The organism is Gordonia sp. KTR9, assembly GCF_000143885.2.
Lineage (GTDB): Bacteria > Actinomycetota > Actinomycetes > Mycobacteriales > Mycobacteriaceae > Gordonia.
Genome location: NC_018582.1, coordinates 59,440 through 79,526 on the forward strand (window position 1 = coordinate 59,440; position 20,087 = coordinate 79,526).

23 protein-coding genes are annotated in these 20,087 nt (G+C 68.8%); 1 reads left to right on the forward strand and 22 read right to left on the reverse strand.

The genetic code is table 11. From position 1 onward, the window contains the following. Positions 1 to 38 precede the first annotated feature (38 nt). Complete coding sequence (locus tag KTR9_RS25415) at positions 39 to 434, forward strand: hypothetical protein (protein WP_238554172.1); 396 nt, start codon at positions 39 to 41, stop codon at positions 432 to 434. A 131-nt stretch (positions 435 to 565) separates the two neighbouring features. On the opposite strand, the gene KTR9_RS25420 is transcribed toward KTR9_RS25415, so the two are convergent. The 22 genes from KTR9_RS25420 to KTR9_RS25525 all read right to left on the reverse strand — a co-directional run bounded on the left by KTR9_RS25420 (position 566) and on the right by KTR9_RS25525 (position 20,073). Next, on the reverse strand, positions 566 to 826 hold the full coding sequence (locus KTR9_RS25420) for a hypothetical protein (RefSeq protein WP_014928833.1): 261 nt from the start codon (positions 824 to 826) through the stop codon (positions 566 to 568). A 35-nt stretch (positions 827 to 861) separates the two neighbouring features. Then, positions 862 to 1,269, reverse strand: a complete 408-nt coding sequence (locus KTR9_RS25425; RefSeq protein WP_014928834.1) for a hypothetical protein — start codon at positions 1,267 to 1,269, stop codon at positions 862 to 864. 30 nt (positions 1,270 to 1,299) lie between these two features. Continuing rightward, positions 1,300 to 2,226, reverse strand: a complete 927-nt coding sequence (locus KTR9_RS25430) for a hypothetical protein (RefSeq protein ID WP_014928835.1) — start codon at positions 2,224 to 2,226, stop codon at positions 1,300 to 1,302. Next, complete coding sequence (locus KTR9_RS25435; RefSeq protein WP_014928836.1) at positions 2,219 to 2,683, reverse strand: DUF4913 domain-containing protein; 465 nt, start codon at positions 2,681 to 2,683, stop codon at positions 2,219 to 2,221. Before KTR9_RS25435 ends, KTR9_RS25430 begins: the two co-directional genes overlap by 8 nt. Beyond that, complete coding sequence (locus KTR9_RS25440; protein ID WP_014928837.1) at positions 2,680 to 4,503, reverse strand: type IV secretory system conjugative DNA transfer family protein; 1,824 nt, start codon at positions 4,501 to 4,503, stop codon at positions 2,680 to 2,682. Before KTR9_RS25440 ends, KTR9_RS25435 begins: the two co-directional genes overlap by 4 nt. After that, positions 4,503 to 5,210, reverse strand: a complete 708-nt coding sequence (locus KTR9_RS25445; protein ID WP_014928838.1) for a hypothetical protein — start codon at positions 5,208 to 5,210, stop codon at positions 4,503 to 4,505. The genes KTR9_RS25440 and KTR9_RS25445 overlap by 1 nt, the downstream gene beginning before the upstream one ends. Continuing rightward, entirely contained in the window at positions 5,207 to 5,947 is a 741-nt protein-coding gene (locus KTR9_RS25450; protein ID WP_014928839.1) for a hypothetical protein, read from the reverse strand. The genes KTR9_RS25445 and KTR9_RS25450 overlap by 4 nt, the downstream gene beginning before the upstream one ends. Beyond that, positions 5,944 to 6,543, reverse strand: a complete 600-nt coding sequence (locus KTR9_RS25455; RefSeq protein WP_014928840.1) for a hypothetical protein — start codon at positions 6,541 to 6,543, stop codon at positions 5,944 to 5,946. Before KTR9_RS25455 ends, KTR9_RS25450 begins: the two co-directional genes overlap by 4 nt. Positions 6,544 to 6,553: 10 nt before the next feature. Beyond that, entirely contained in the window at positions 6,554 to 8,575 is a 2,022-nt protein-coding gene (locus KTR9_RS28190) for a transglycosylase family protein (protein ID WP_014928841.1), read from the reverse strand. Then, positions 8,572 to 8,883: a hypothetical protein gene (locus tag KTR9_RS25465; RefSeq protein ID WP_005199755.1), complete on the reverse strand. Its 312-nt coding sequence runs from the start codon at positions 8,881 to 8,883 to the stop codon at positions 8,572 to 8,574. Before KTR9_RS25465 ends, KTR9_RS28190 begins: the two co-directional genes overlap by 4 nt. Further along, entirely contained in the window at positions 8,880 to 10,730 is a 1,851-nt protein-coding gene (locus tag KTR9_RS25470) for a hypothetical protein (protein WP_014928842.1), read from the reverse strand. The genes KTR9_RS25465 and KTR9_RS25470 overlap by 4 nt, the downstream gene beginning before the upstream one ends. A 21-nt stretch (positions 10,731 to 10,751) precedes the next feature. Beyond that, on the reverse strand, positions 10,752 to 12,242 hold the full coding sequence (locus KTR9_RS25475; protein WP_014928843.1) for an SCO6880 family protein: 1,491 nt from the start codon (positions 12,240 to 12,242) through the stop codon (positions 10,752 to 10,754). Positions 12,243 to 12,285: 43 nt separating this feature from the next. Then, positions 12,286 to 13,830, reverse strand: coding sequence for a hypothetical protein (locus KTR9_RS25480; protein WP_044508678.1), 1,545 nt, complete (start codon positions 13,828 to 13,830; stop codon positions 12,286 to 12,288). Further along, positions 13,821 to 14,663 (reverse strand): hypothetical protein, encoded by an 843-nt coding sequence (locus KTR9_RS25485; RefSeq protein ID WP_014928845.1) that lies wholly within the window; start codon positions 14,661 to 14,663, stop codon positions 13,821 to 13,823. Before KTR9_RS25485 ends, KTR9_RS25480 begins: the two co-directional genes overlap by 10 nt. After that, a complete protein-coding gene (locus KTR9_RS25490) occupies positions 14,660 to 15,079 on the reverse strand; it encodes a hypothetical protein (RefSeq protein WP_014928846.1) in 420 nt (139 codons plus the stop codon). Before KTR9_RS25490 ends, KTR9_RS25485 begins: the two co-directional genes overlap by 4 nt. A gap of 38 nt (positions 15,080 to 15,117) precedes the next feature. Beyond that, positions 15,118 to 15,735 carry a hypothetical protein gene (locus KTR9_RS25495; protein WP_014928847.1) on the reverse strand — a complete coding sequence of 206 codons (618 nt, stop codon included), beginning with the start codon at positions 15,733 to 15,735 and terminating at the stop codon, positions 15,118 to 15,120. 8 nt (positions 15,736 to 15,743) lie between these two features. Beyond that, a complete protein-coding gene (locus KTR9_RS25500) occupies positions 15,744 to 15,992 on the reverse strand; it encodes a hypothetical protein (protein WP_005199747.1) in 249 nt (82 codons plus the stop codon). Positions 15,993 to 16,007: 15 nt separating this feature from the next. After that, entirely contained in the window at positions 16,008 to 16,322 is a 315-nt protein-coding gene (locus KTR9_RS25505; protein WP_014928848.1) for a hypothetical protein, read from the reverse strand. 19 nt (positions 16,323 to 16,341) lie between these two features. Then, positions 16,342 to 16,932 (reverse strand): DUF6668 family protein, encoded by a 591-nt coding sequence (locus tag KTR9_RS25510; RefSeq protein ID WP_044508680.1) that lies wholly within the window; start codon positions 16,930 to 16,932, stop codon positions 16,342 to 16,344. A 2-nt stretch (positions 16,933 to 16,934) separates the two neighbouring features. Continuing rightward, positions 16,935 to 17,780 (reverse strand): hypothetical protein, encoded by an 846-nt coding sequence (locus KTR9_RS25515; RefSeq protein ID WP_014928850.1) that lies wholly within the window; start codon positions 17,778 to 17,780, stop codon positions 16,935 to 16,937. 41 nt (positions 17,781 to 17,821) lie between these two features. Then, positions 17,822 to 19,105 carry a hypothetical protein gene (locus KTR9_RS25520; protein ID WP_044508643.1) on the reverse strand — a complete coding sequence of 428 codons (1,284 nt, stop codon included), beginning with the start codon at positions 19,103 to 19,105 and terminating at the stop codon, positions 17,822 to 17,824. Positions 19,106 to 19,194: 89 nt separating this feature from the next. Then, the gene (locus KTR9_RS25525) at positions 19,195 to 20,073 is read right to left on the reverse strand and encodes a hypothetical protein (RefSeq protein ID WP_148281331.1); all 879 of its coding nucleotides are present in this window, start codon (positions 20,071 to 20,073) and stop codon (positions 19,195 to 19,197) included. Between the last annotated feature and the right edge of the window lie 14 nt (positions 20,074 to 20,087).

Consider the following 20,087-nt stretch of genomic DNA (forward strand, 5'->3'; position numbering starts at 1 on the left):
GCGTTGCGAGCGGCGAAATCACCGGCATGATCGAAGCTATGACCACTCACCCAACGCCGTCCCCCGGGCCTGCGCGGGCCGTGCAGGAAGTTCTGCTCCTGGAGCTCATCGACGCGTTGCTGCGTCTGGACCCCGAACCTCTAGAGGCATTCGATCGGGACCTCGTTACGTTCGACTCGGTGGCGGCTGCGCCTGGTGACGTCGCGGAGATGATCGACCCGGCCAGTGAGCGCTCCCAGCTCGTGCGCGAGCAACCACGGCTACGCATGTTGCTGGCCATCCTGCGCGGTGCGCTAACCGCCGCCCGGACTCCGGTACCGGGCGAGCACACCGTCGAGCACTACTTCCGGCGTGCGGCCGCTCTCGTCACCGCGGCAGAGGTCGGCGTCCGCCGCTACGCGCAGCTCCAACAACTGGCCGACGGCCATCCGTAGCTTTCGCCAGGCTGTTGCCGGGAAGCGTCGTCGGACACCGATGCACAACACAAGGCCGGTGCCACCCGTTCGGGTGACACCGGCCTTCAAGTTGCGGCCCGCCGCCGAGAGTCGACGGCGAGCCGGTCGGGTCAGGCGCCCTGACCGCCGTAGTACCAGCGGCCCTTGTCCGGCCAGCAGATCGTCAGCATCGCCAGGGCGTTAGGCCCGCTTCGGGCTGTCTCGCACTGCTCCTTGGTGTCGAACGGACCGAGGATGTAACCGGGATAGGTGCGGTTGCGGATGTCACCGGCCGAGGCCGGCGCCTCGGTGAGGGTGACGCCCCCAGCCGCAAGCGCCGCCGCGGCCAGGCTGCCGGCGAGGACGCGGTGGGCGGTCTTGGTGAGTTTCATGGTGTCTCCTGTCGTGGGTGGGTTGTGGTCGGTAGTCAGCTGGCCATGGACACCGGCGCTGGCGTCTGCTCGCTCCTTTCCTGCGTGGGCTCGGCGGGCTTCTCCGCGGCGGCCGGGGTCCGGCGTGCGCGGGGCTTGGACGCTCCGGACCGGCCCCGGCCGCTGCGGGCCTGGGCGGTCAGCGGCGCGAAGTCGAACTGGTCGAGCTTGGCCGCGGGTGCACCGTTCCTCTTGGCTTCCTTCACCAACTTCGCCAGCCGGCTCAGCCGTTGGCGGTCCTCGGCGAGGAAGTGGTCACGCGTGGTCGCAATCTCGGCAGCCAGCTGCGCGGCCGGTTCGAGCGCTTCCCGCCGCCGACGTTGCCGCTCGGCCAACGCCTGCACCTCGGCGGCGTCATCGGCCTCGATCTCGGCGAGCAAGTTACTGGGATCGAACTGAGTCATTGCACTGGTCCTTTCGGTCTGGGTCGGTGGTTAGAGGCCGCGGCCGCGTTGGCGGTCGGCGGTGAGGGTGCTGGACCGCCGGGCGGTGGGTTGTTTCTGGCCGGCGCTGGCGGCGGCCCTGCGCGGGTTAGTGGGGTGGTCGCGGGCGGCAGTCGCGGCGGCTTTACCGCTCTCGGATGTGCTCGCCGCGGCCACGCGTTCTGCTCGGGACTGCCCGGTCTGTTCGCCAACCTCGGTCGTGGTGGCTGCGTCGGCACGTTCGGTGGCCAGGTCTGACAGCTCGGCGGCCTGTTCGGCGTCGAGGTCGGCGGCTTGGGCATGGGTCAGCAGCGCGGCCACGTGCACGCCGTCGCGGTCGGTGGCGTCGCGGCCATCGGCGCTCAGTGCTGGCGGCTGCCCGGGCGCCCAGTGCTCGGCGCGGGATTGGGTGTAGCGGTCGGCGGCCTCGTGGGGTGAGCTGCGCATCAGTTCGTCGGGGTCGAGGCCGTAGTCGCGGATCAGGTCACCGATGTTGTCGCGGACCGCGGCCGCGGTCGCGCTCTGCTCGGCGTAGCGGTCGGCCATGGCGTAAAGGTCGATGACGTTGCGGCCGTCGGCGCGTTCGGCCCAGTGCCGGTCGTGGGTGCGCTCCCCCAGCCGGGCGGGTTCGATGCCGTAGTCCTCGCGGATTTTTCGGGCGAGCTCGTCGGGGCTGGCGTGTTTCCAGTAGTCGGCATTGGGTTGGGCGACAGCGAGTTCGGCGCGCACCTGCCGCTGGGTGTCGGCGGCTTCGGCGGCGAGGTTGGTGTACACCTCGTTCGGCGCCTGCGGGGCAGTGTCCGCGGCGTTCTCGCGGGCCTTGTTCGCCGCGCGACGAGCCCATGACTCGATCAGCGAGGAGGTGTGGGCGATGGCCACCGCCAACGCCCGTTCCATGCCTTGTTCGAGTTCGCGGGTTTCCTGCTCGTGCTCATTCATCGGTGGTGTCCTCTTCGTCGGTGGCGCTCATCGCGGCGCGCAGGGCGCGGTCGGTCAGTTGCTCGGTGGGAAGCGGTCTCGGCGGCCGGTTGTGGCCTCGGTCGGCGCTGCATCCCTCGAACGGGCCGTCGGCCGACATCAGGATCGCCATGTGGTGGTCGGCGTGATCGCGCCACCACACACTCATCCCGGTCGCGGGGTCCAGGCGCAGCGATTCATAAGCGCGCCACAGCGCTTCCAGTCGTGAGACGGCCTCGGCGTGGTCGAACCAGCGCGGGCACCACAGCCGCCCGGGCTTGGTCTCGACGTGGCGGGCGTAGAGCAGCACGAGGTGGTCGTCGACGAACTCATAGACCGACTCAAACTCGGTGTCCGGGGACGCCGATGCCTCGTACCCCACGTCGTCGTCGGACTCGGCGAAATCGTCGAAGTCGTCATCAATCAGCAGGTCGGTCATGCCGCGTCTCCTTCGTCAGCGGTGTCGACGGTCGCGGCGGGTGTGGCCACGTCGTCCTGCTTCTGGGGTCCGTACTCGGCCAGTGATTGGCGGATCAGTGGTGCGTAGGGTTTGTCCATCCACGGGATCGGTTGCAGGATCGTCGGCGGGTTGCCGGCGGAGAACAGCAGCATCCGGCCCCGGGGCCAGGAAGCGAGGTCACGGATGGTGAAGATGTTCTCGCGGGTGGTGTGCTCCGACACCGACTGTGAGCCAGAGCTTTTGCCCGCTCCGCTGGACCGCGACACGTTGAGCGCGCGGCGTTCGTACTGGCCGGCGAGCTTGGTCAGGCTTTCCAGGTAGGTGGTCTCGCGGACGTTGCCGCCGTAGATGTAGATGTTCGACGACGATTCGAGCAGTTTCATCGGCCGTTCCCCGAACACCCCGATCCCTTGGGACCACGATTGCAGGATGGTCATGATGATGATTCCTCGGGACCCGTAGTGCGAGTACAGCTTCGGCAGATCGGGCCAGCGCACGACGTTGGCGGCCTCATCGAGGGCGCACAGCAGCGGCACCGGTAGCCGCCCGCCTGGGGAGGCGGTGGCGATCGCCTCGGCGGTTTTGGTGGTGGCCATGGTCAACGCCGCGACCAGCGGGCCGACCGACCCCACACCTTCACGCGAGAGGCAGTACAACGTTTCACCGCGGCGGATGTAGCTGGCGAGATCGAGGTGCGGACGATGGTCGTCGGGACCGGTGCGCGACACCCACGGCCGAACGTTGCGCCCGCGGAGACATTTGGCCATCTTGACCGCGGTTCCCCAGATGCCGTCTGCCTGCTTGTCGGTGAGGTTCAGGCGGGCATTGAGCGCGTGGGCGACCATCGGGTAGTCGTGCTCGCGCAGGATCGCGACCGCGTCGTGGCCGTCTGCGCGCACCACCAGCCGCTCGAACACCGTGGTGATCGGTTCCCCGGCGAGCGCGGAGGCAAGGATGAGGTTGGCCAGCAGGTCTTCGCCCTCGGGTTCGAAGTAGGGGTCCTTCTTGGCGTCCTGGCCGTCGTCGCCGGCGGCGAAGAGTTGGGCGAGTTCTTCGGCGCGGGTCTCGTCGGTGACGTAGCTCAGCGGGTCCCAGAACCACCACGGCTCCTCGTTGGCCACTGATTGCGGGTCGAACACCCACACCTGCCGGGTCGGGGCGCCGGTGGCGTCGCGGAACTCCCGGACCAGGCGGGTGTGGTCGAGGTTGCCGCGCTTGTTCTCCGTGGCCAACACCGCCCCGGGGGCCTCGCAGATCGCCGGAATGATCCTCGAGGTGGACTTGCCCTGGCGGGGTCCCCAGATGTCGAGGTGCATGTCCTCAAACGATCCGTAGATCGGGTTGCCCGACAGGGTCTTTCCGAGCGGCACACCGATGGTGCTGGAGAACCCGGCCGGGGCCGCGTCCTGGTCGACGCCGAGGTCCCTGGCCTTGGCGGCGACCGACTTCTCGGTCACCGACGCGATGTCGGCGCCGCTGCCCAAGTGCTGCTGGGCGGTGTCGACGCGCGAGCGCTTCGGCCGGCGCCGCCAGCGCAGCACCGCATATCCGGCGGCCGCGGCGACCGGCAGCAGGATGACGATCAGCCACACCGTGGCCGCGGTCGGCCAGCGCAGGTCACCGGTGACGAGCTCGATCGGCGCGGCGAACGGGTTGGCTGGCACCGTCTGCCCGCCGGCCAGATGCAATGCCGCCCAGCACAGCAGCGACACCACCACGACCACACCGACCCCGGCGAACAGGACTTTGTCGGAGTGGTTGCGGGCGGGTTCGGTGGAGGTGCCCGGTGTGGCGGCCATCAGGCGACCTCACCCTCATCCTGGGCGGCCGTGGGCTCGGCGGCGTCGAGGAGGTCGGTCAACGACACCTCACGCCAGGTGCGGAAGCCGGGCATCCGACAGACCTCCAGCGCCGGGTTGTCCTCACCGTTGTCGACGACCTCAACGGTGACGAACACACTGTGCCTGAGGATGTCTCGCTGCAACGCTCGGGTGGTCACCCGGTGGTTGGACACCACCAGCCGCAACCCGATCAGGTCGAGCTTCTTGTCCTCGCGGGCCTGGCCGGCGAGGTAGATCGCCTTACGGGCGGCTTCGAGGTCGGCGCTGTCCTGATCGTCGACCCGGTCGTTGTCGTGGAACTCCCCGTACCAGGGATCTTCACCGTGCTCGGAGCACACTGCGAACGAGTTGACCTCGCTGTCGCCGGCGGCATACAACATCACCTGCGGTGCGGCCTCGGCCGCGGCGTCCATCTCGGCCAGGCGGGCGTCGAACGCCTTCTGCCGCAGGTCGTCGTAGTCGACGTGGAGCTGTTTGCGCAGCTCGGTCTTCCACTTGCGGAACAGCGAGCCGGTGTCGATGCCGTGCTCTTTGGCCCAGCTGAACAGCTCGGAGTGGCTGGTCATCGCTTTGAGCGTGTCAGCGTTGTCGCGCACGGAGTCTCGGGCGGTGTCCCAGTCCTTGGCGTCGGAGGCGCTGTTCTTTTTCTTCGTGGTGGTGCTCATCGCAGTTCCTTTCCGGTTGTGGCGGTTGATGTTCGAGGGCGGATGGTGGGTGCTAGCGCGGCGATCGCGGCACCGGCCGCGGCGACGATGACCGTGGAGGCCACCCAGGTCGCGGCGTCGTGGCTGCTGGCCATCGCGATGACCAGACACGCCCCGACCAGGGCCAGCAGCAGCCGGAACATGCCGGCCCCGCCGGGGGTGTAGACGGTCATCACGACCATCGCGGCGATCCCGGCGACCGAGAGGGCGGCTGCGGTTATCGCGGCGCTGGCCGGGCTCGGCGTCACCGGCGGCGTGCTGGCGAGGTGTTCCCACACCGCGGCCGGGGTGCGGTCGGTCAGATACCGCAGCAGCCACACCACCAGGGCGGTGACGGTGGCCGTGACGGCCACGGTCACCAGGCTTCCGCCGATCAGGCCGTTGACGCTCTCACGAGCCGTCGGCGGCCGCGGTGGTGCCGGTGAGCGGTGTCCGGTGCGGTCGTGTCCGGTGCGGTCATAGCCGTAGCGGTTGAACCCGGCACGGTCGTAGCCGTCGATGTCGTAACCGGCCTCGTTGTAGCCGTCGAGGTAGAACCCGTCGCGGTCGCGGCCCAGGCGGTCACGTCCGGCCCGGCCGAACCCGTAGCGGTCGTATCCGAGTGCGTCGTAGCCGTCGCGGTCGAAACCTGCCGAGTCGTAGCCGTGGGCGTCGTACCCGTCGGCGTAGGGGTTGTTCGGGTCGTAGGGGACGCTCACTGTGCTGCTCCTAACGTCGTGGTGTCGATCAGGTCCATGCGCCACATCCGCCAGCGCTGGTCGTCATCACGGGAGAGCGCGAGGGTGAAGGTCATCAGCCGCCACGGCGTGGAGGTGCCGTCGGCGTGCATGACGTCCTGGGTGACCAGGGCGCGGCGCTCGACGTCGAGGGCGCCGGGCGGGTCGGCGCGCGCGGTGACTTTCACCGCCGCGGTAACGATGTCGTGGTTGGTGCGCCACTGCTGCCACTCGGGCAGCGCCCGCACCGTGTCGTCGCCGCCGCGGGTGGCCACGGTGCGTAGTGCCCCGGACAGCCACGGCACCGCGCGGCGCATCCCGTCGCCGGAATCGGCGTCGGTGGCCGGTTCCCAGCTGTAGATGCGTTGCAGCGCTTCGGTTGCCGACTCGTCCGGACTGGCGCCGGGTTGCGGGCCGTCGCCGGTCGGAAGCTCGTGGCTGTGGTCGTGGCCGCTGGCGTGCTCGTCGCTGTGCGGGTCGGGGCTGTCGCCGCCGCACGCGCTGAGCACGAGCGCCACCACCAGCGCGATGCCGCCGAGTACGGCCAGCCGAAGGCCGGTGTGCAGGTATCGGTGCATGGCGGGACTCCTATCGTTCTACGGGTAGCGAGTCGCGGAATGCGGGCTCGTTGCGGATGATGGTTTCGGCGTAGGGGCGGGTCTCGGAGAAGTGCCGCGGATGTTGGTTGGGGAACCCGCCGGAGGACTGCACCGCACCGGGGCCGGCGTTGTAGCCGGCCAGGTACAGGTCGCGGCGGTCCTTGTTCGGGCCGCTGCGCTCGTCGACGGCACCCGAGGTGATCCACCCGTCGATCTGCTTGGCGATGTCGCACATGAAGTGGCCCTGGGCCATGATTCCGTCGCCGAGGGAGTACGGGTCGACACGGCCGTCGCGGTCGTAGTCCTTGCCGTAGGTGGCCCACGTCGAGGGGATGAACTGGCCCGGTCCCATCGCCGCATCCGGGGACACTGCGGTTGCGCGAAACCCTGTCTCCTGCTTGCCCTGCGAGGCCAACAGTGAGGAGGTGATCTGCGGGCAGATCTTGCCAGCCTCGTTGTACCAGCGCGCCCAGTCCGCTGGCACTGTCCCGAGCTTGACGTTGCCGCCACCGCCGCCAGGGGTGCCCTCGGGTGCGCAGTCGTCTGATCCGCTACTGCCGCCGGCATCGCCACCGCGATCGCGGATCCGGCCGAGGTCTTCGCCGTTGTAGAGCGGGGAACGGTCGACGGTGACGTGCACGTGGTCGAAGTGATTCGCTGTCCAACCGCCGCGGTCGGGCATGACGTTGCCGGGGCCGCGGGCGGGCTGGTAGTACTGCCGCCAGATGGTGTACTCGACGTGAAAGACGTCTTTGTTGGCCATCACATAGCGCTGGATGCGGTTGCCCAGCTCGACGTTCGCCGGGTCGCGGCCGTCGTTGGGGATCATGATGTCGGCGGCGCGGCCATCGGGGTGGTCGCTGAATCCGCCGCCGTCGGCGCGCCATCCGCCGATTGTTTTCAGTTGCGGGAACCGTTGGGCGACAGCGCGGACCAGTCGCACGGTGTTGGTCTGGAAGTGCGCCTCTGACCCCAGGCGGGACGCCATTGGCTTGGACACGTCGAGTTCGCCGCTGCTGTCGGTGACCGCGCCGAGGGTCTCCGCCCGCGGTGCACCTGCTGCCGGTGGCGCGGGTGGTGGTGCGCGGGCGGGTGCGCTGTCGACGAACGTGCCCTCCGGGGCGGGTTTCTTGCTGCGGACCCCGGCCTTTCGGGAGGTCACCGGCCAGGCGTCCCAGCCCTGTCCCTGCAACGTCTTGTTGGCGATCTCCATCTGCTGACCCGGGGTGGCCTTGTCGGCGGTCGGGGCGTACTTCGCTCCCCCGAACCCGGTCCAGGTGCTCGCCGAGAACTGCAACCCGCCGTAGTAGCCGTTGCCGGTGTTGATGGCCCAGTTGCCGCCGGATTCGTGTTCGGCGACCTTGTTCCAGTCCGCCACCGTCACCACGTCGGAGTCGGTCGCATCGCCGCCGGCCGGTGCTCGTGGCGGAGGGGCGCTGCCCGGTTCGCGGGCGCCTTTGAGCCAGGGCATCGGGTCGATCGCTCGCTGCCCCCAGCCGCCTTCCCACACCTCGAAATGCAGGTGCGTACCGCCAGGGCCGGGTGGGGAGACTTCGCCGTTGTAGCCGGCACGGGAAATCTGCTGTCCCGCGGTCACCTTCTGGCCGGCTTTGACCATGAGGTCCTGGGGGAACATGTGCCCGTAGACCGTGTCGACGCGTTCGCCGTCGATGTTGTGCGACAGCACAATCCACTGGCCGAACCCGCTGGCCGGACCCGACTTGGACACGCTGCCGTCGAACGCGGCGTAGATCGGCACCCCGGGCTGGGAGCCGAAGTCCGTTCCCTGGTGCATCGCCCCGCCACGCGGACCGAAACCCGAGGTCACACTGTAGGTGCCCTTTTTCATCGGCATGGTCCGCTGCCCGGGGTTACCCCCACTGGATTCCGCGCCTGAGCCGGGGGTCTCGCAGTCGGTCACCACGGTGCTGAGCATCGTGACGACAATCAGCGGTATCGCGACGATCAGCGCCAGCGCTGCGGCCAGACCCCCCTTGGCCCCGTCATTCATGGCCGCGCCCGGTCCTTGAGCGCCGCGATAAGATCGGCGTTGAGCTGGGTCAAGGCGCGCAACTGCTCACGCGCCGCGGCCAGCTCCAGATTGCTGCCGGCCTGCGGTACGGCCTCTTCGTCAGCGACAGCCTTCTGATACCAGTTTTTGATGGTGTTCGGGTGCACCGAGAACTGTTGAGAGACTTCGGTGCACGCCGCCCACAGTGACCGCGCATGCGGCAGGACTTCCCGCACTGCGGCCACGGCCAGTTCCCGAATCTCGGGGTCGATCCAGCCGTAGCGGCGATCGAACTCCGGGGTGCTCATGCCGCATCACCGGATCGGGTGGTCACGCCGGTGAACCGGCCGCTGGTGTTGTGCACGCCGCCGTCGGCTTCGATTGGGGTGAAGTTCAGCCGGAACGGGGTACCGGGCCGCTCGTCCTCACCACTCTTGAGCAGGAACACACCCTGACCGTGCGGACGTGGGCGGTCGGCTGAGGTCGTCGAGGCGTCATCCCCGGCCCGCATGCGGGCACGCAGCTTGCGCAGCACCGACTCCGACGGCGGCGGTGTGGACGCCGCGGAGGTGACCAAGGCCCGTTCGGCGGCGTTGAAGTGGGTGACCGTGGAGAGCCGGTCGAGTTCTTCGGTGCCGACCGGTCCGATGAACTTCAGTCGCGCCTTCTCGAGGAACCCGATCGCCTTGTTCGCATCCGCCTGAGACTCGAACGCCGACAGGTCGGCCACCGAGTGGGTGATCATGATCAGCGACACCGCATCCGAGCGGTTCAAACGCACGAGCGCGTCGACGCGGTCGACGATCCCGGCGCCAGAGCCGATGACCTGCCACAGCTCGTCGATGATGACCTGGAAGGTGCGTCGCGGACCCAACCCGGCGTCGGCGAGGACGTGGGCGGCCTCGACCGCGCCGAACCCGTCCGACCAGCACACCAGCAGCAGAGCCGCCTTGAGTTTCTTGTCGCCCTTGGGAACCCGCGACACATCGACACACACCGCCGGGGCGTTGACGTCGATCGGCTCGGTGGTGTGGCCGTTGAGGACCCGGCCCAACCGCCCGCGCACCAACGCCCGCAACGACCGCAGCAGGTTCGCCGTCGCCGCGACATATGCCTCAGGTGTCTCGACCGCGGCGTCCTCGAACAGGCTGTCCGATCCGGCCTTGACCACGGCGTAGAGGTCTTCGAGGATCGGCGGGTTCGCGCCGGTGAATCCCTTCCCCTGCTGCTTGACCGGGGTATAGAGGATGTCCAGCGCCGAGCCCAGCAGGGTGTCTTCGAAGTCCTCGACCGCGCGGCCGCGGTTGATCTCCACCAGACCGGCCACGGTGGCGACCTGCCGCGACCGCAGGTCCGCACTCACCTGGGTGATCTGCTCGCGCAGCTTCTCCAGGCCACGCCGACTGGCCTGTGGATCGGCCTCCATCGCCGCGGCCCGCTCGCGCAGCTGGTCCAGGACCTCGCCGAGCGCTCCGGCGCCGAGCGGGTTGATCTGTTGATGCCCGTAGCCGCCGGTGATGACCTGGCCGCCGTTGGCGCGGGTCAGGTCGGCGTAGTCGGGTTTGATGTCGCCGAGGAACAACGAGGTGTGGCCTTGGGCCATGTTGCCCTCCGCCAGGCGCCGCACCAGCGAGGATTTTCCGAACCCGTTGAGCGCCAGCACGAACGCGATCGGGGCGGTGATCAGTCCAGCGAGGAACCAGGTCAGCGGATCGCAGCCGAAGTCCTGTCCGGTCTGCAAGTGCGCGCCCAGCGGTGTGCCCAGCAGCGGCGAGGACGCGCCGATGGAGAACGGCCAGAACCCGCCGGCCACCTGCGCACTGGTCGCGCGCCACTCCGGCATCCGCAACACGATCGACGTGCGGCCGCCGCCGGGCTTCGCCGTTCCCCGGTGCCCGGGGTCGGGGCTTTCGATGTCGAACCCGCCCTGCTCGACCACACGGGTGATCGCCCGGGCGCGCCGCCGATTCTCTGCGGCCAGACGGCGCCGAGCACCCCGACCGGCAAACCCGGTCTTACTCGCCGCATCTTCTTTCAGCGCCTCATAGCGGCTGGCGGTCATGACGACCACACCGCCGATGCGCACCGAGTCAGGAATCTCGCACGTCTCGACGCGTGCGGTGTTGGGCCGACGTGAGGTCAACAGAGTTGTCATGGTTGTCCGTCTCCCCGGGGCTCAGGCGCTCAGGCGCTTGTTGACCGTGGCGTATTCGGGCAGCAGAATGCCCAGGCCCAGCGACCCGGCGAATGCCGAGTCCTGCCCGCCGTAGACCCGCTGCACTCCTATCCGGGCCGCTGAGGTCATGCCTTCGAGTTCGGCGGCCAGCTGCGGGTGATCGGCGTCGCGCGGGGCTGTCAGGGTGATCAGCATGCCGAACCGGGTCAGCCCGGCGCCGCGGTGCTGTTCGACCCGCGCCGCGCGGGTGTTGTCCACGCGGATCGACGCCGCGGCCGAGCCGATACCGGTCTTTGCCTGTTCGGCGGACAGGGCGTTCTTGAAGTCGGTGTCGACGAGTTTGACCGCTTCGGCTTCGTTGTGGATGCGGTACACGATGGCCACCCGTTTGCGCGGAATGTCCATCCGCGGCACCAGCAGCGGCCGCAACGCCTCGTGGGTGACCGTGCCGGCCGGGGCCTCGGCCATCTCCCAGGTCACCGATCGGTAGCCGTTGTGCACGTAGTGGTCCCACTCAGCTTTCGCACCGGCACACCCGGTGCGGTCCCACCGCAACTCGTCCTGCTCGTCGCGGGAGAGCATCGTCTCCAGCTCGCGGTCGAGCTCCGGACGAAACGCGCGGGTGGCCACCGCGCACAATTCGCCAGCGCTCATCGGTGTGGCATCCAGGCCCGCGGCCGCGGCCCGACCCACGATCGTCGACAGCAGACGGCCGATCGCCGCACCCTGATCGGCGACCTCGTTGCTGTCGGCTTCGCGCTGCCGCCGGAAGGTGATCGACACCCGCACCTCGTTGCGGACTTTCGCCGACATCCGGTACAGCGCCGTCTGCGCCATCACCTCGCGGGAGAACTCCGGCCCCTCCTTCGAGGTGATCGCCCGCACCTCGGCGGCAATACGAGTCCCGTTGTCGGGCAGTGTTTCCACCACGACCATGGCCCCGGCCACGTTGTGGGTCTTGCCCAGTCCGGACAGGAAGTCGTCCCAGCCGCGTACCCAGTTGTTGATCTGGGATTGCTCGACGAGTTCCTGACCTTGGGGCTGGGTCGAGAGCACCACCGTGTAGTGGTCCTTCGCGCGGGCATGGATCAGGCCGAACCGGTGGCCCGAACTCAGCTCGTACTCATACAACCGGGTATCCCCGGCGATACCGGGCATCTGGCACCGCCCGGGTACCACCCCGAACACGCCGCCGCGGAACGTGGTGTGCCCCTTGCGCTTGGCGCTCCAGAACGCAAACCTCACGATCATCAACTCCCAACCAGTACGGCCGCGGCGTTTCTGCACCAGCGGCACCAACACAACTGCGCCGGCAAACAACACGACGCCGGTCACCGGCAGCGACCGGAAGACCATGAACTGCAATACCGCGACGATCAGCACGCCACCAGCGAACAACGTGGCGCCCCAGGACATCCCGAACAGACCGGGTGACTGCGGCTTCTCCCACCGCCCATACAGCAGAACGTCGTTCGCCCCCGGCGCGCTCATCGCTCGTCACCACCGGTGTTGTGGGAGTGGGCGGTGTTAGTGGTCATCGGTATTGGCCTCCTTCGCTGACCAGGGATGACGACTCGTAGTTGTCGTCGAAGAGTTGTTCCGATGCGCTCATGACTGAGGACGCGACGTCACCGATCCCGGCCGATCCGGTGCCGCTGTTGCTTGCGCCGCCCCCGGATGAGCTGGCGGATTGGGGTCCGGTGCCCGCACCCGCTGCGGTGCTGGCGTCACCGGCGGCGCCTGAGCCCGTGCCCCCGCCGTGTCGGCCTACGTGCCCGGAGGAGCCGGTGCCGCCGCGGCCGCTGCCCGATCCCCCGCCGCCGGAACCTGAGGGTCCGCCGGATGATCCGGTGCCCCCGGACAATCCGCCGGAACTGGGGCCGGTGGGTCCGCCCATGGAACCCATCGACGCCCCGGACATGGATGCGGTTGACCCGCCCGCTGCCGATCCGGCGCCGGCCGCACCGGATGCGCCGCCGGTGGCGACCATGGTTCCCGCCGCGGTGACCGCGCCGGCAGCCATCATCCCGGCCTGCAAACCCGACCCGCCCGACATCGCCGCGCCGGCCGAGATGAGTTTGGTGAGCATCGGCAGGACCAGCACAGTCAGCGACAGCAGGATCAAGCCCATCAACGCCATTTGGGCGTCTTTGAGCGAGGCGACGTTGTGGCCGCCGAGTTTGAACGCCACCCAATACACCAGCGCGGCTACGGGTTTCCACAACAGCAGCGCGATAGTCCACTGGATGAGGCGGGAGAACGCCATCTTGCCGATGGTGGTTCCGCCAAAGCTGCCGACCACTGGGACCATCGCGACGACCACAGCGAGCATCGCCTGGCGCCCGATGAGGAGCACCGCCTGCAAGATGCCGCCGAGGATGCCGCACACCGCGACAATCAGGATCAGCCCCGATCCCAGGGTGAGGAGATTCGCCGCACCGAGGTTGGTGATGAGGTTTTCGTTGTCCTTGGTGCCTTGCTCGAGGAGCCAGTTCGACAGGGCATCGCTACTGGCGGTGCACGCGGTGAGGACCCCGCCGAACATCCACGCCCCGAATACCGTTTTCGCCAGGCCCATGAACGATTCCTGCGCTTCGTTCATCACTGCCTGCCGACGGGCCATGACCAGCCGCCACGATCCGATCAGGATCGACAGGGCCAGCCCGTAGAGCTGGATTTGCACGGTGGCCTTCTGGATTTCCTGGATGACCGAGTCCGAGGCGTATTGCGGGGTGGGGAGTTTGATGAACCACGCCAAGGTGAGTTGGAGGATCTTCACCCAGCCCTGGGCCATGGACTTGACCATTGATTTGAAGCCCTCACCGGCGGCGTCTTTGACCGCCCCGGTGGCCGATTTGACGCCCGCGCAGGCCAGCGGTCCGGTCAGCAATCCGATCGGACTGGACGCGCATTCTTTGATGTTGTCGACCACGCCGGGGGCGGCGGCGGCGGCCGGAATCATCTGCGCGCCTGGGTCCTCGGCAGCGCTGCCGCCGAACGGCACCCGCAGCACGAGCACAGTCGCGAGGACGAACGTGATGAGCAGGCGTCGTGGCCAGATGGTGTGGGTCAGAACCATGTCGACCACGCCGGGTTGTCGATGTACTCCATGAGGCCCTGGTCGGTGGAAAGCATCTGCTCGGTGATGCGCAGTTTCCATCGGCCGTCGTCCCACACGACCGGCATGTAACCGCCGCCGTAGACGGTGCCGTTGGTCGTCGGGAATTCTTCGGGGGCCGGGAACGGTCCGAAGGCCCACCGGATGGAGGCGGCGTTCTCGGTGTAGCGGTCCGGGGAGATCTGCACCGCGGCCGGCATCGTCTGGTACTGCGGGTCATTGGTGACCGCGAGGAGCTGCCGTTTGAGGTCGGCTGGACCGACCACGGAGCTGTCCACCACCGCCTGACGGACGTTCTGTGGGCCGAAGGTGGCGCGGAGCAGGATTTGCAAGCTTGCCAGCGCCGCGCCTTGGGGGGTGCGGCTGAATCCTGAGGGCACGCCGTCGGCGGTGATGGCGGTCGGTCCGTCGCTGGTGCTGAACGGCATCGGCACCCCGTAGACCTTCTGCCACTCCAAGCCCTGCGGTGCACGGAGCGGGCTGGTCAGCTGTGCCGGTGAGGTTTTCGCGTCCTGGTCGAGGACGTGGCCGTTCGGGTCGGCCGGGATACGCATCCCGCGGCCCAGCACGTCGACGTCGTTGCCGATGTAATCCTGGCCGGGATCGGTGCTTGGCGACGGTGTGCTGATGGGAGGTGGTGGTGGCGGCGGTGCCGCGTCGTCTGAGTCGTCCAGGCGGGAACCGGCGTAACCGACCGCTGCCACGATCGCCACCCCGACCACCGCGAGAGTGATCCACACGAAAGGCCGGTTCCACCGACGGCCGGTGCCAGCGTCAGCGCCGTTGGTGGTCATGCCCGCTCACTCCCTGCGGCGGTGCGTTCGGCAGGCACCGCGTAGAAGCTCACGGTGAGTGCGCAGATCGAGAGAACGAGCGCGGTCAGGGTCAACCCGGTCCAGCCGATCACCGCCAGGCCGATCCCCGCCGCCACCAGCGCCGGCGCGGACAGCAGTGCTATGCCGGTGCTCGACCACCGGGGAGCGGGGTGGCCGTGCCGGTCCATCATCGAGGCCACCGCCGCGCCAATGAACCCCACAGTGACCGCACCCATACCGATCAGACCGAAGATCAGGCCGAGAGAGCCATCGCCTGCCCACAGCGCGGCCTGGTTGAACACGCCGCCGAACAGGCCCAGGCACGCGCTGACGGTCAGCGTCCTGCGCAGGGCTCGTGGAATGGGATAGAGCGTCAGTCCGAGGACGGAAGTCATGTGCTGGCTCCTTCTGCGGTGCAGCGATCTTCAGTGGGTTAGGAGGGGTTGGGGAGGTCGATCATGTCCGCGGGTGCGGCGTCGATGGCCTGAACCCGTGAGGTGGTGCTGTCGGTGGGCGGTAGTTCGAGGAGCCAGTCACCGGCCGCCGACCAGCGCACGGTGGATGTGGTGCGCGTCAGCGACTGGTCGGGTTGGCGGGTGATGATGCCGACCGTCGCGGCCTGCGGGGTGTAGGCGTCGATGGTGTAGCCCTCGACCACCGGTGCCTTGTCGTCGTCGACCGGGCCGGTGATGGAGATGCGCACTCGGTTGATCGACCACTGGTCGCGTGCCGGGGATGGGGCGACGAGTGTGCCCACCACTGATGGCCACGCCTGGTCGTTGGCGATCGACATGCGGATGGTCGCCGAGATCGCGGCCAGCGCCGCTCCCGCTCCGGTGTGGTCGAAACCGGTGGGAGCCGACCCGTAGCAGTCCTTCGGTCCTTGATCCGCGCACGGCACCTTCACTCCGCCGAACGTCGTCCACGTCACCTCGGTGGGCGGTGCGGTTGGTGGCGGCGTCGTCGCCGAGGACTGTGCCGCCGGACCGTCCTCGCCCCCACAGCCGGTGAGCGCCGTCGCCACGACGACCAGCGGGGCGAGGCTCAGCATGCCGCGGGTCAGAAGGACACGAGTGCCGCGGCGATACCCACCGCGCTGGAGCCCACGATCAGCCCCAGGACCACTCCGAGCGGGGTGTCGGGTGGGTCGGAATGCGGGTTGTGGTGGGCGTGGCCCATCTGTCCGCCGATCCAGCACAGCCGTGCCACCCCGGCTAAACAGATCAGCCACAGCACCCAGCCGAGCAGCTGCTCGAACGGCCCGGTCACCGCCTCGGGCAGCTGCTCGGCCAGCTGTGTGATCAGCATGTGTGGTCCCTTTCATCAGGCTGTGAGAGCCCCGACGAGGCCACCGGCGATGGCGATGATGACGCAGCCGATGCACGTCTTGACGACCTTGGCGGCCGATTCGCTGTCGGCGGTGCCCTGGTGGCGGTCGAAACCGAACTTGCCGCCGGCGATCATCAGCGCAGCCACCGCTGCCAGGCATGCCCCCCACGCCACCCACGACACGAGGGTGAGGAACTTTTCCGATCCGGGCGGCGCCTGCGGATTGACATCGATCCCGTCGGCGGCCAGCAGTTGCACATCGGTGGCGAGGAGCTGCACCTGTCCGTATGCGGTGTGGACGATTCCCATGGTGTTCTTCTTCCTTCGGTTAGGCGACCGTCTGTGACGGGTCGCTGTGTGCGACAGCCCGATCGGCTGCCAAGTCGTCGCAAATCTGCTGTCCCACTGCGGCGATAGCGCTAGGCACCGACGCCAGCACGCCATCGGGGTTGGCGCGGGTGGCCTTGACACCGTCAGTGGGCCGCCAAGTCGGTAACTGCCGGTGCAGCAACGGGATCAGCGATTTGACCCACGGAACGCGGTAGGAGTGCGGGGCCAGCTCGGCGACGGTGCGGGCATAGCGCAGGACGTCTTTGCTCGCCCGGGCCGGTTCGGCGGCCACGGTGATCAGTCCGCACACCTGCACTCCGAGGGGTGCGGTGCCCTCGTGGGCTGCGCGCAGCACGTCGGCGGCCGCGGCGATCCCGCTCATATGCTCGCGCGCCACGACCAGCACGCGGCGCGTGGTCGCCGGCGAGGTCGGCCAGCACCGGTCGGTGTCGGCGGCCGGCGCCCACATCGTCGCTAGGGTGCTCACTCCGGCTCCGCCGTGCGCTCCCAATAGTGCGAACAGCGGCGGGAATTCACCGGTCACTGGTAGCGGTTCGGTACGCACCGTCAGTCGTGTGTGGGTCAGCATGGTCACCGCGACACCACCTGCTGGGTGGTGCCCGCGTGGCCGTCGCGGGTCAACTCGGCCAGCGCCCCGATGGCGTCCCAGGTGTGCGGGGACAGCCGTTCCTGGGCGTCGCGGTCCAGGGCTGTGCCCGACCCCAGGACGGGGTCGTAGTCGACGGCGACGACCGCAGCCACACGGCCGGTCATCGCGCTGTGGAGCATGTCGGTCAGCGCCGCGTGATTGAGCGTCGGGATCTGGCAGCACACAACCAGCGCCGTGTGTTCCAGGACGCCAGCTGCCTCCCAGAGGGAGAACACCCGCCGTGCGCGGTTGATCAGATCAGGGCGCGGACTGAGGACCAGAACCGGTGTCGCTGCACCGGTTTGGTGGTGGTCGCGGATCGTGGCGGCCGCGGCGTGTGCGCGGGTGCCGGCATCGACCACCGGGATCGCAGCCCCGGTGGTCGATGCCTCATACAGGGCCCTGGGAATCGAGGACCCCTCCGGCGGCGACGCGTAGAGGGCGGTGGGAATCGAGGACCCCTCGGTCGGAGACCGCAGTGTGGTCCCTCGCCCCGATTGCCACCAGCCCTTGCTGGCAAGCTCGTCGGCGCCGAGGCGCTCGACCATGTCGCTGTCGTTGTGCGACAGGTCCACCCACCACGAGCGCTCCCCCAGCTCAGCCGCGCGGTAGTCGGCCAGCAACGCTGACACCACCGAGGTGCCCACGCCTCCGCTGGTCCCGCACACGATGACCGGCCGCTCGCTCACGACGTCCCGCGCGGGCTGGGGTGCACGCCCGCCGACCCCGATCAGGGGGCGGTGTCCGGTCTCGGTCAGCCACGACGCCGATGACGTTGGTTCGCTCATGGTGGGTGTTCCTTTCTCTCGAGGGGGGAAGCTGCCGCGGCTCAGCGGTGAGCGGGCGTCTTCTGCTGGCCAGGCCAGGCGACGTGCAGGCCGGGCACGGCTTTGCTCAGCTGATCGGTGGCCTCTTCGGTCCACTGCCGCACCGTCTCCTGCGCCTTGGCGCCGCCGGCGCCAAGCGCGTTGTACGGCGCTCGGGCCTGCTCGCCCGACCACCCGGCGCGCACCGTCTGACCGGCCACGTCTACCGACGCCGACACATCGCCGCGCACGTTGACCTGGTAGTCCACCGCCGGCAGCCCTGCCCGAGCAGCGTCGGGTGCGGCTAGGTGCACCTCGAACTGATTGGGGCCGGTCGGTGCCTGCTCGGGTGTGGTGCGGGGCCTGGGTTCGGGCTGGCCGGGAAGCCTCGGCTGAGCCGGGTTCGCACCCGGGTCCCCGGCACCGAGAGCATGGGCCAGGAGACCGCCGACGGTGCCGCCCGCGACGCCACCGACGACGGCGGCCGGGATGCCCAGTGCCGCTGCACCGATCGCCGCACCCGCGCCAGCGCCGATGAGCGCGCCAGTCCCGGTGTGGGCACCGGGGAACGGCACCACCAGTGTCGAACCGATGATCGCGCCGGTGACACCACCGATCGCCGCGCCGCCGACACCGCCCACGACCGCGGCAGGAACACCGAGGGCGAGCGCACCCGCGGTGCCGCCGCCCATCACGCCGATGATCGTCGCCGCGGCCTGGCGCGTCGCCTCGTCCTCGGACACGCCCACGCTGATCAGACCCTGGGCGATCTTCGCCTCGCCATAGGCCGACCAGGCGTTGATCGAGTTGATTTGAGCTCGGGTGATCCCAGGGAACTGCTTCTTCACCTCATCGACGGGCCTCACGATGTTGCCGATACGCACCATCTCCGGCGGCGGCGCGATCGGCTTCACCGGCGGCGTCGGTCGGGGCGCGGTGTAGGGCCGCGACGGCGCCGGGGTGTACGGCCGCTCATAGGTCGGCTCGCTGTAGGTCTGCGGCGCTACGTAGGGCTGATACGGCGCCTCTTGCGGCGGCGAGGGGATGAAGCCCGGTCCCGGCTCAGTGACAGGCGGAGCGGCGGGCGGCGCCGAGGTGCCGCCCTGCTCCGGGGCTTGCGGAGTCGAGGTGGTGCCGCCCTGCTCGGGAGTCGCTTCGCTCCGTCCCGTGCCGCCCTGCTCGGGGTCGGCCAGCGCCGGCCCCGCGCCGAGGCCGGTGGCCAGCGCCCCCACCACGACAGCGGCCGCGATCGCCCGGTGCCGGGCCACCCCGTGCCCTCCCCGGATTCCGTGTTTTCCATTCGTCATAACTGATGTCCTTTCCGAACCTGAGATACGTTGCGGTGTAACGCGAATACGTGACACTTGGCGTGCTGTGGGTGTGACAGTCCAAGCGGTTAAGCGGTGTCCTTTCTGATGGATGCGATCCAGGTTTTTCCTCCGGCCTGGACGGTCTGGATGAGCTGCGGATAGACGGTGGGTTGCCCACCGTCCGGCGAGATTTGGGTGAGCTGAACGGCAAACAAACCGTTGCCGCGATCGGTGATCCTCAGGCAGTGCCGGGTCTCAGCGGGCAGCGCGTCGATGCTCGCCTGCAAGGCTTGGGTGGCGCCCACCCCGTTCGGGGTCGCCACTGCCCGCGCCTGCGCACCTGAGCGACGGACGTAGTAGGCGTAGTCGAACGCTTTGATCACTCCGGGACCCGAACGCTGGTCGCCGGCATCGTTGCCCACCGTCACCGGCCCGGCGGTCTTCTCCGGACACTCATCGACCACCGGCGGCGATGCGCTCGACGACACTCCCCCACCGAGCACTGCCACCGGGTCACGCGGTGCATCGCCCTCCGTCGCGCCGTCAAAAACGCTGGACACGAACGTCATCCCGGCACCTACAGCCACCACGACCACCACGACAGCGGCGATCAGGACACGACGCGACGCCCGCGGCCGCGGCGGTGCCGCCGTGACCGGGGCCTCGAATACCTCGGCCGATGCCTGCGGTTCGGCGAGACCCTCCAGTTCGGGCTCGGCGTAGATCTCGCCACTCGGCTCGACTGCCTCAGGGGCCGGAACGGGTTCGGCGGCAGGGATGCCCAGCCAACCCCACTCATCACCGCTCTGTCGCGCGGTGGCGGGCTGTCCCTCCCGGGGGCCGACCAAGCCCGCCGCGATCAACTCATCGGCCATGTCCTGAGCCGGGGTCTCGCCAGTGGACGCCCACGCCGGCACGGTGTCGAACCAGTCGGTTCCGGTGTGGTCAGAGTTGTTGGTTGTCAACAAAATTCTCCTCC

Bases quoted from the DNA above. Each gene is read 5' to 3' on its own strand.
- KTR9_RS25455 (WP_014928840.1), bottom strand. From the start codon at position 6,543: ATGCACCGATACCTGCACACCGGCCTTCGGCTGGCCGTACTCGGCGGC.
- KTR9_RS25475 (WP_014928843.1), bottom strand. From the start codon at position 12,242: ATGAGCGCGCCGGGGGCGAACGACGTTCTGCTGTATGGGCGGTGGGAG.
- KTR9_RS25515 (WP_014928850.1), bottom strand. From the start codon at position 17,780: ATGAGCGAACCAACGTCATCGGCGTCGTGGCTGACCGAGACCGGACAC.
- KTR9_RS25520 (WP_044508643.1), bottom strand. From the start codon at position 19,105: ATGACGAATGGAAAACACGGAATCCGGGGAGGGCACGGGGTGGCCCGG.
- KTR9_RS25510 (WP_044508680.1), bottom strand. From the start codon at position 16,932: ATGCTGACCCACACACGACTGACGGTGCGTACCGAACCGCTACCAGTG.
- KTR9_RS25430 (WP_014928835.1), bottom strand. From the start codon at position 2,226: ATGAATGAGCACGAGCAGGAAACCCGCGAACTCGAACAAGGCATGGAA.
- KTR9_RS25500 (WP_005199747.1), bottom strand. From the start codon at position 15,992: ATGCTGATCACACAGCTGGCCGAGCAGCTGCCCGAGGCGGTGACCGGG.
- KTR9_RS25440 (WP_014928837.1), bottom strand. From the start codon at position 4,503: ATGGCCGCCACACCGGGCACCTCCACCGAACCCGCCCGCAACCACTCC.
- KTR9_RS25485 (WP_014928845.1), bottom strand. From the start codon at position 14,663: ATGACCACCAACGGCGCTGACGCTGGCACCGGCCGTCGGTGGAACCGG.
- KTR9_RS25480 (WP_044508678.1), bottom strand. From the start codon at position 13,830: ATGGTTCTGACCCACACCATCTGGCCACGACGCCTGCTCATCACGTTC.
- KTR9_RS25495 (WP_014928847.1), bottom strand. From the start codon at position 15,735: ATGCTGAGCCTCGCCCCGCTGGTCGTCGTGGCGACGGCGCTCACCGGC.
- KTR9_RS25445 (WP_014928838.1), bottom strand. From the start codon at position 5,210: ATGAGCACCACCACGAAGAAAAAGAACAGCGCCTCCGACGCCAAGGAC.
- KTR9_RS25470 (WP_014928842.1), bottom strand. From the start codon at position 10,730: ATGACAACTCTGTTGACCTCACGTCGGCCCAACACCGCACGCGTCGAG.
- KTR9_RS25435 (WP_014928836.1), bottom strand. From the start codon at position 2,683: ATGACCGACCTGCTGATTGATGACGACTTCGACGATTTCGCCGAGTCC.
- KTR9_RS25490 (WP_014928846.1), bottom strand. From the start codon at position 15,079: ATGACTTCCGTCCTCGGACTGACGCTCTATCCCATTCCACGAGCCCTG.
- KTR9_RS25415 (WP_238554172.1), top strand. From the start codon at position 39: ATGACCACTCACCCAACGCCGTCCCCCGGGCCTGCGCGGGCCGTGCAG.
- KTR9_RS25465 (WP_005199755.1), bottom strand. From the start codon at position 8,883: ATGAGCACCCCGGAGTTCGATCGCCGCTACGGCTGGATCGACCCCGAG.
- KTR9_RS25505 (WP_014928848.1), bottom strand. From the start codon at position 16,322: ATGGGAATCGTCCACACCGCATACGGACAGGTGCAGCTCCTCGCCACC.
- KTR9_RS25425 (WP_014928834.1), bottom strand. From the start codon at position 1,269: ATGACTCAGTTCGATCCCAGTAACTTGCTCGCCGAGATCGAGGCCGAT.
- KTR9_RS25420 (WP_014928833.1), bottom strand. From the start codon at position 826: ATGAAACTCACCAAGACCGCCCACCGCGTCCTCGCCGGCAGCCTGGCC.
- KTR9_RS28190 (WP_014928841.1), bottom strand. From the start codon at position 8,575: ATGAATGACGGGGCCAAGGGGGGTCTGGCCGCAGCGCTGGCGCTGATC.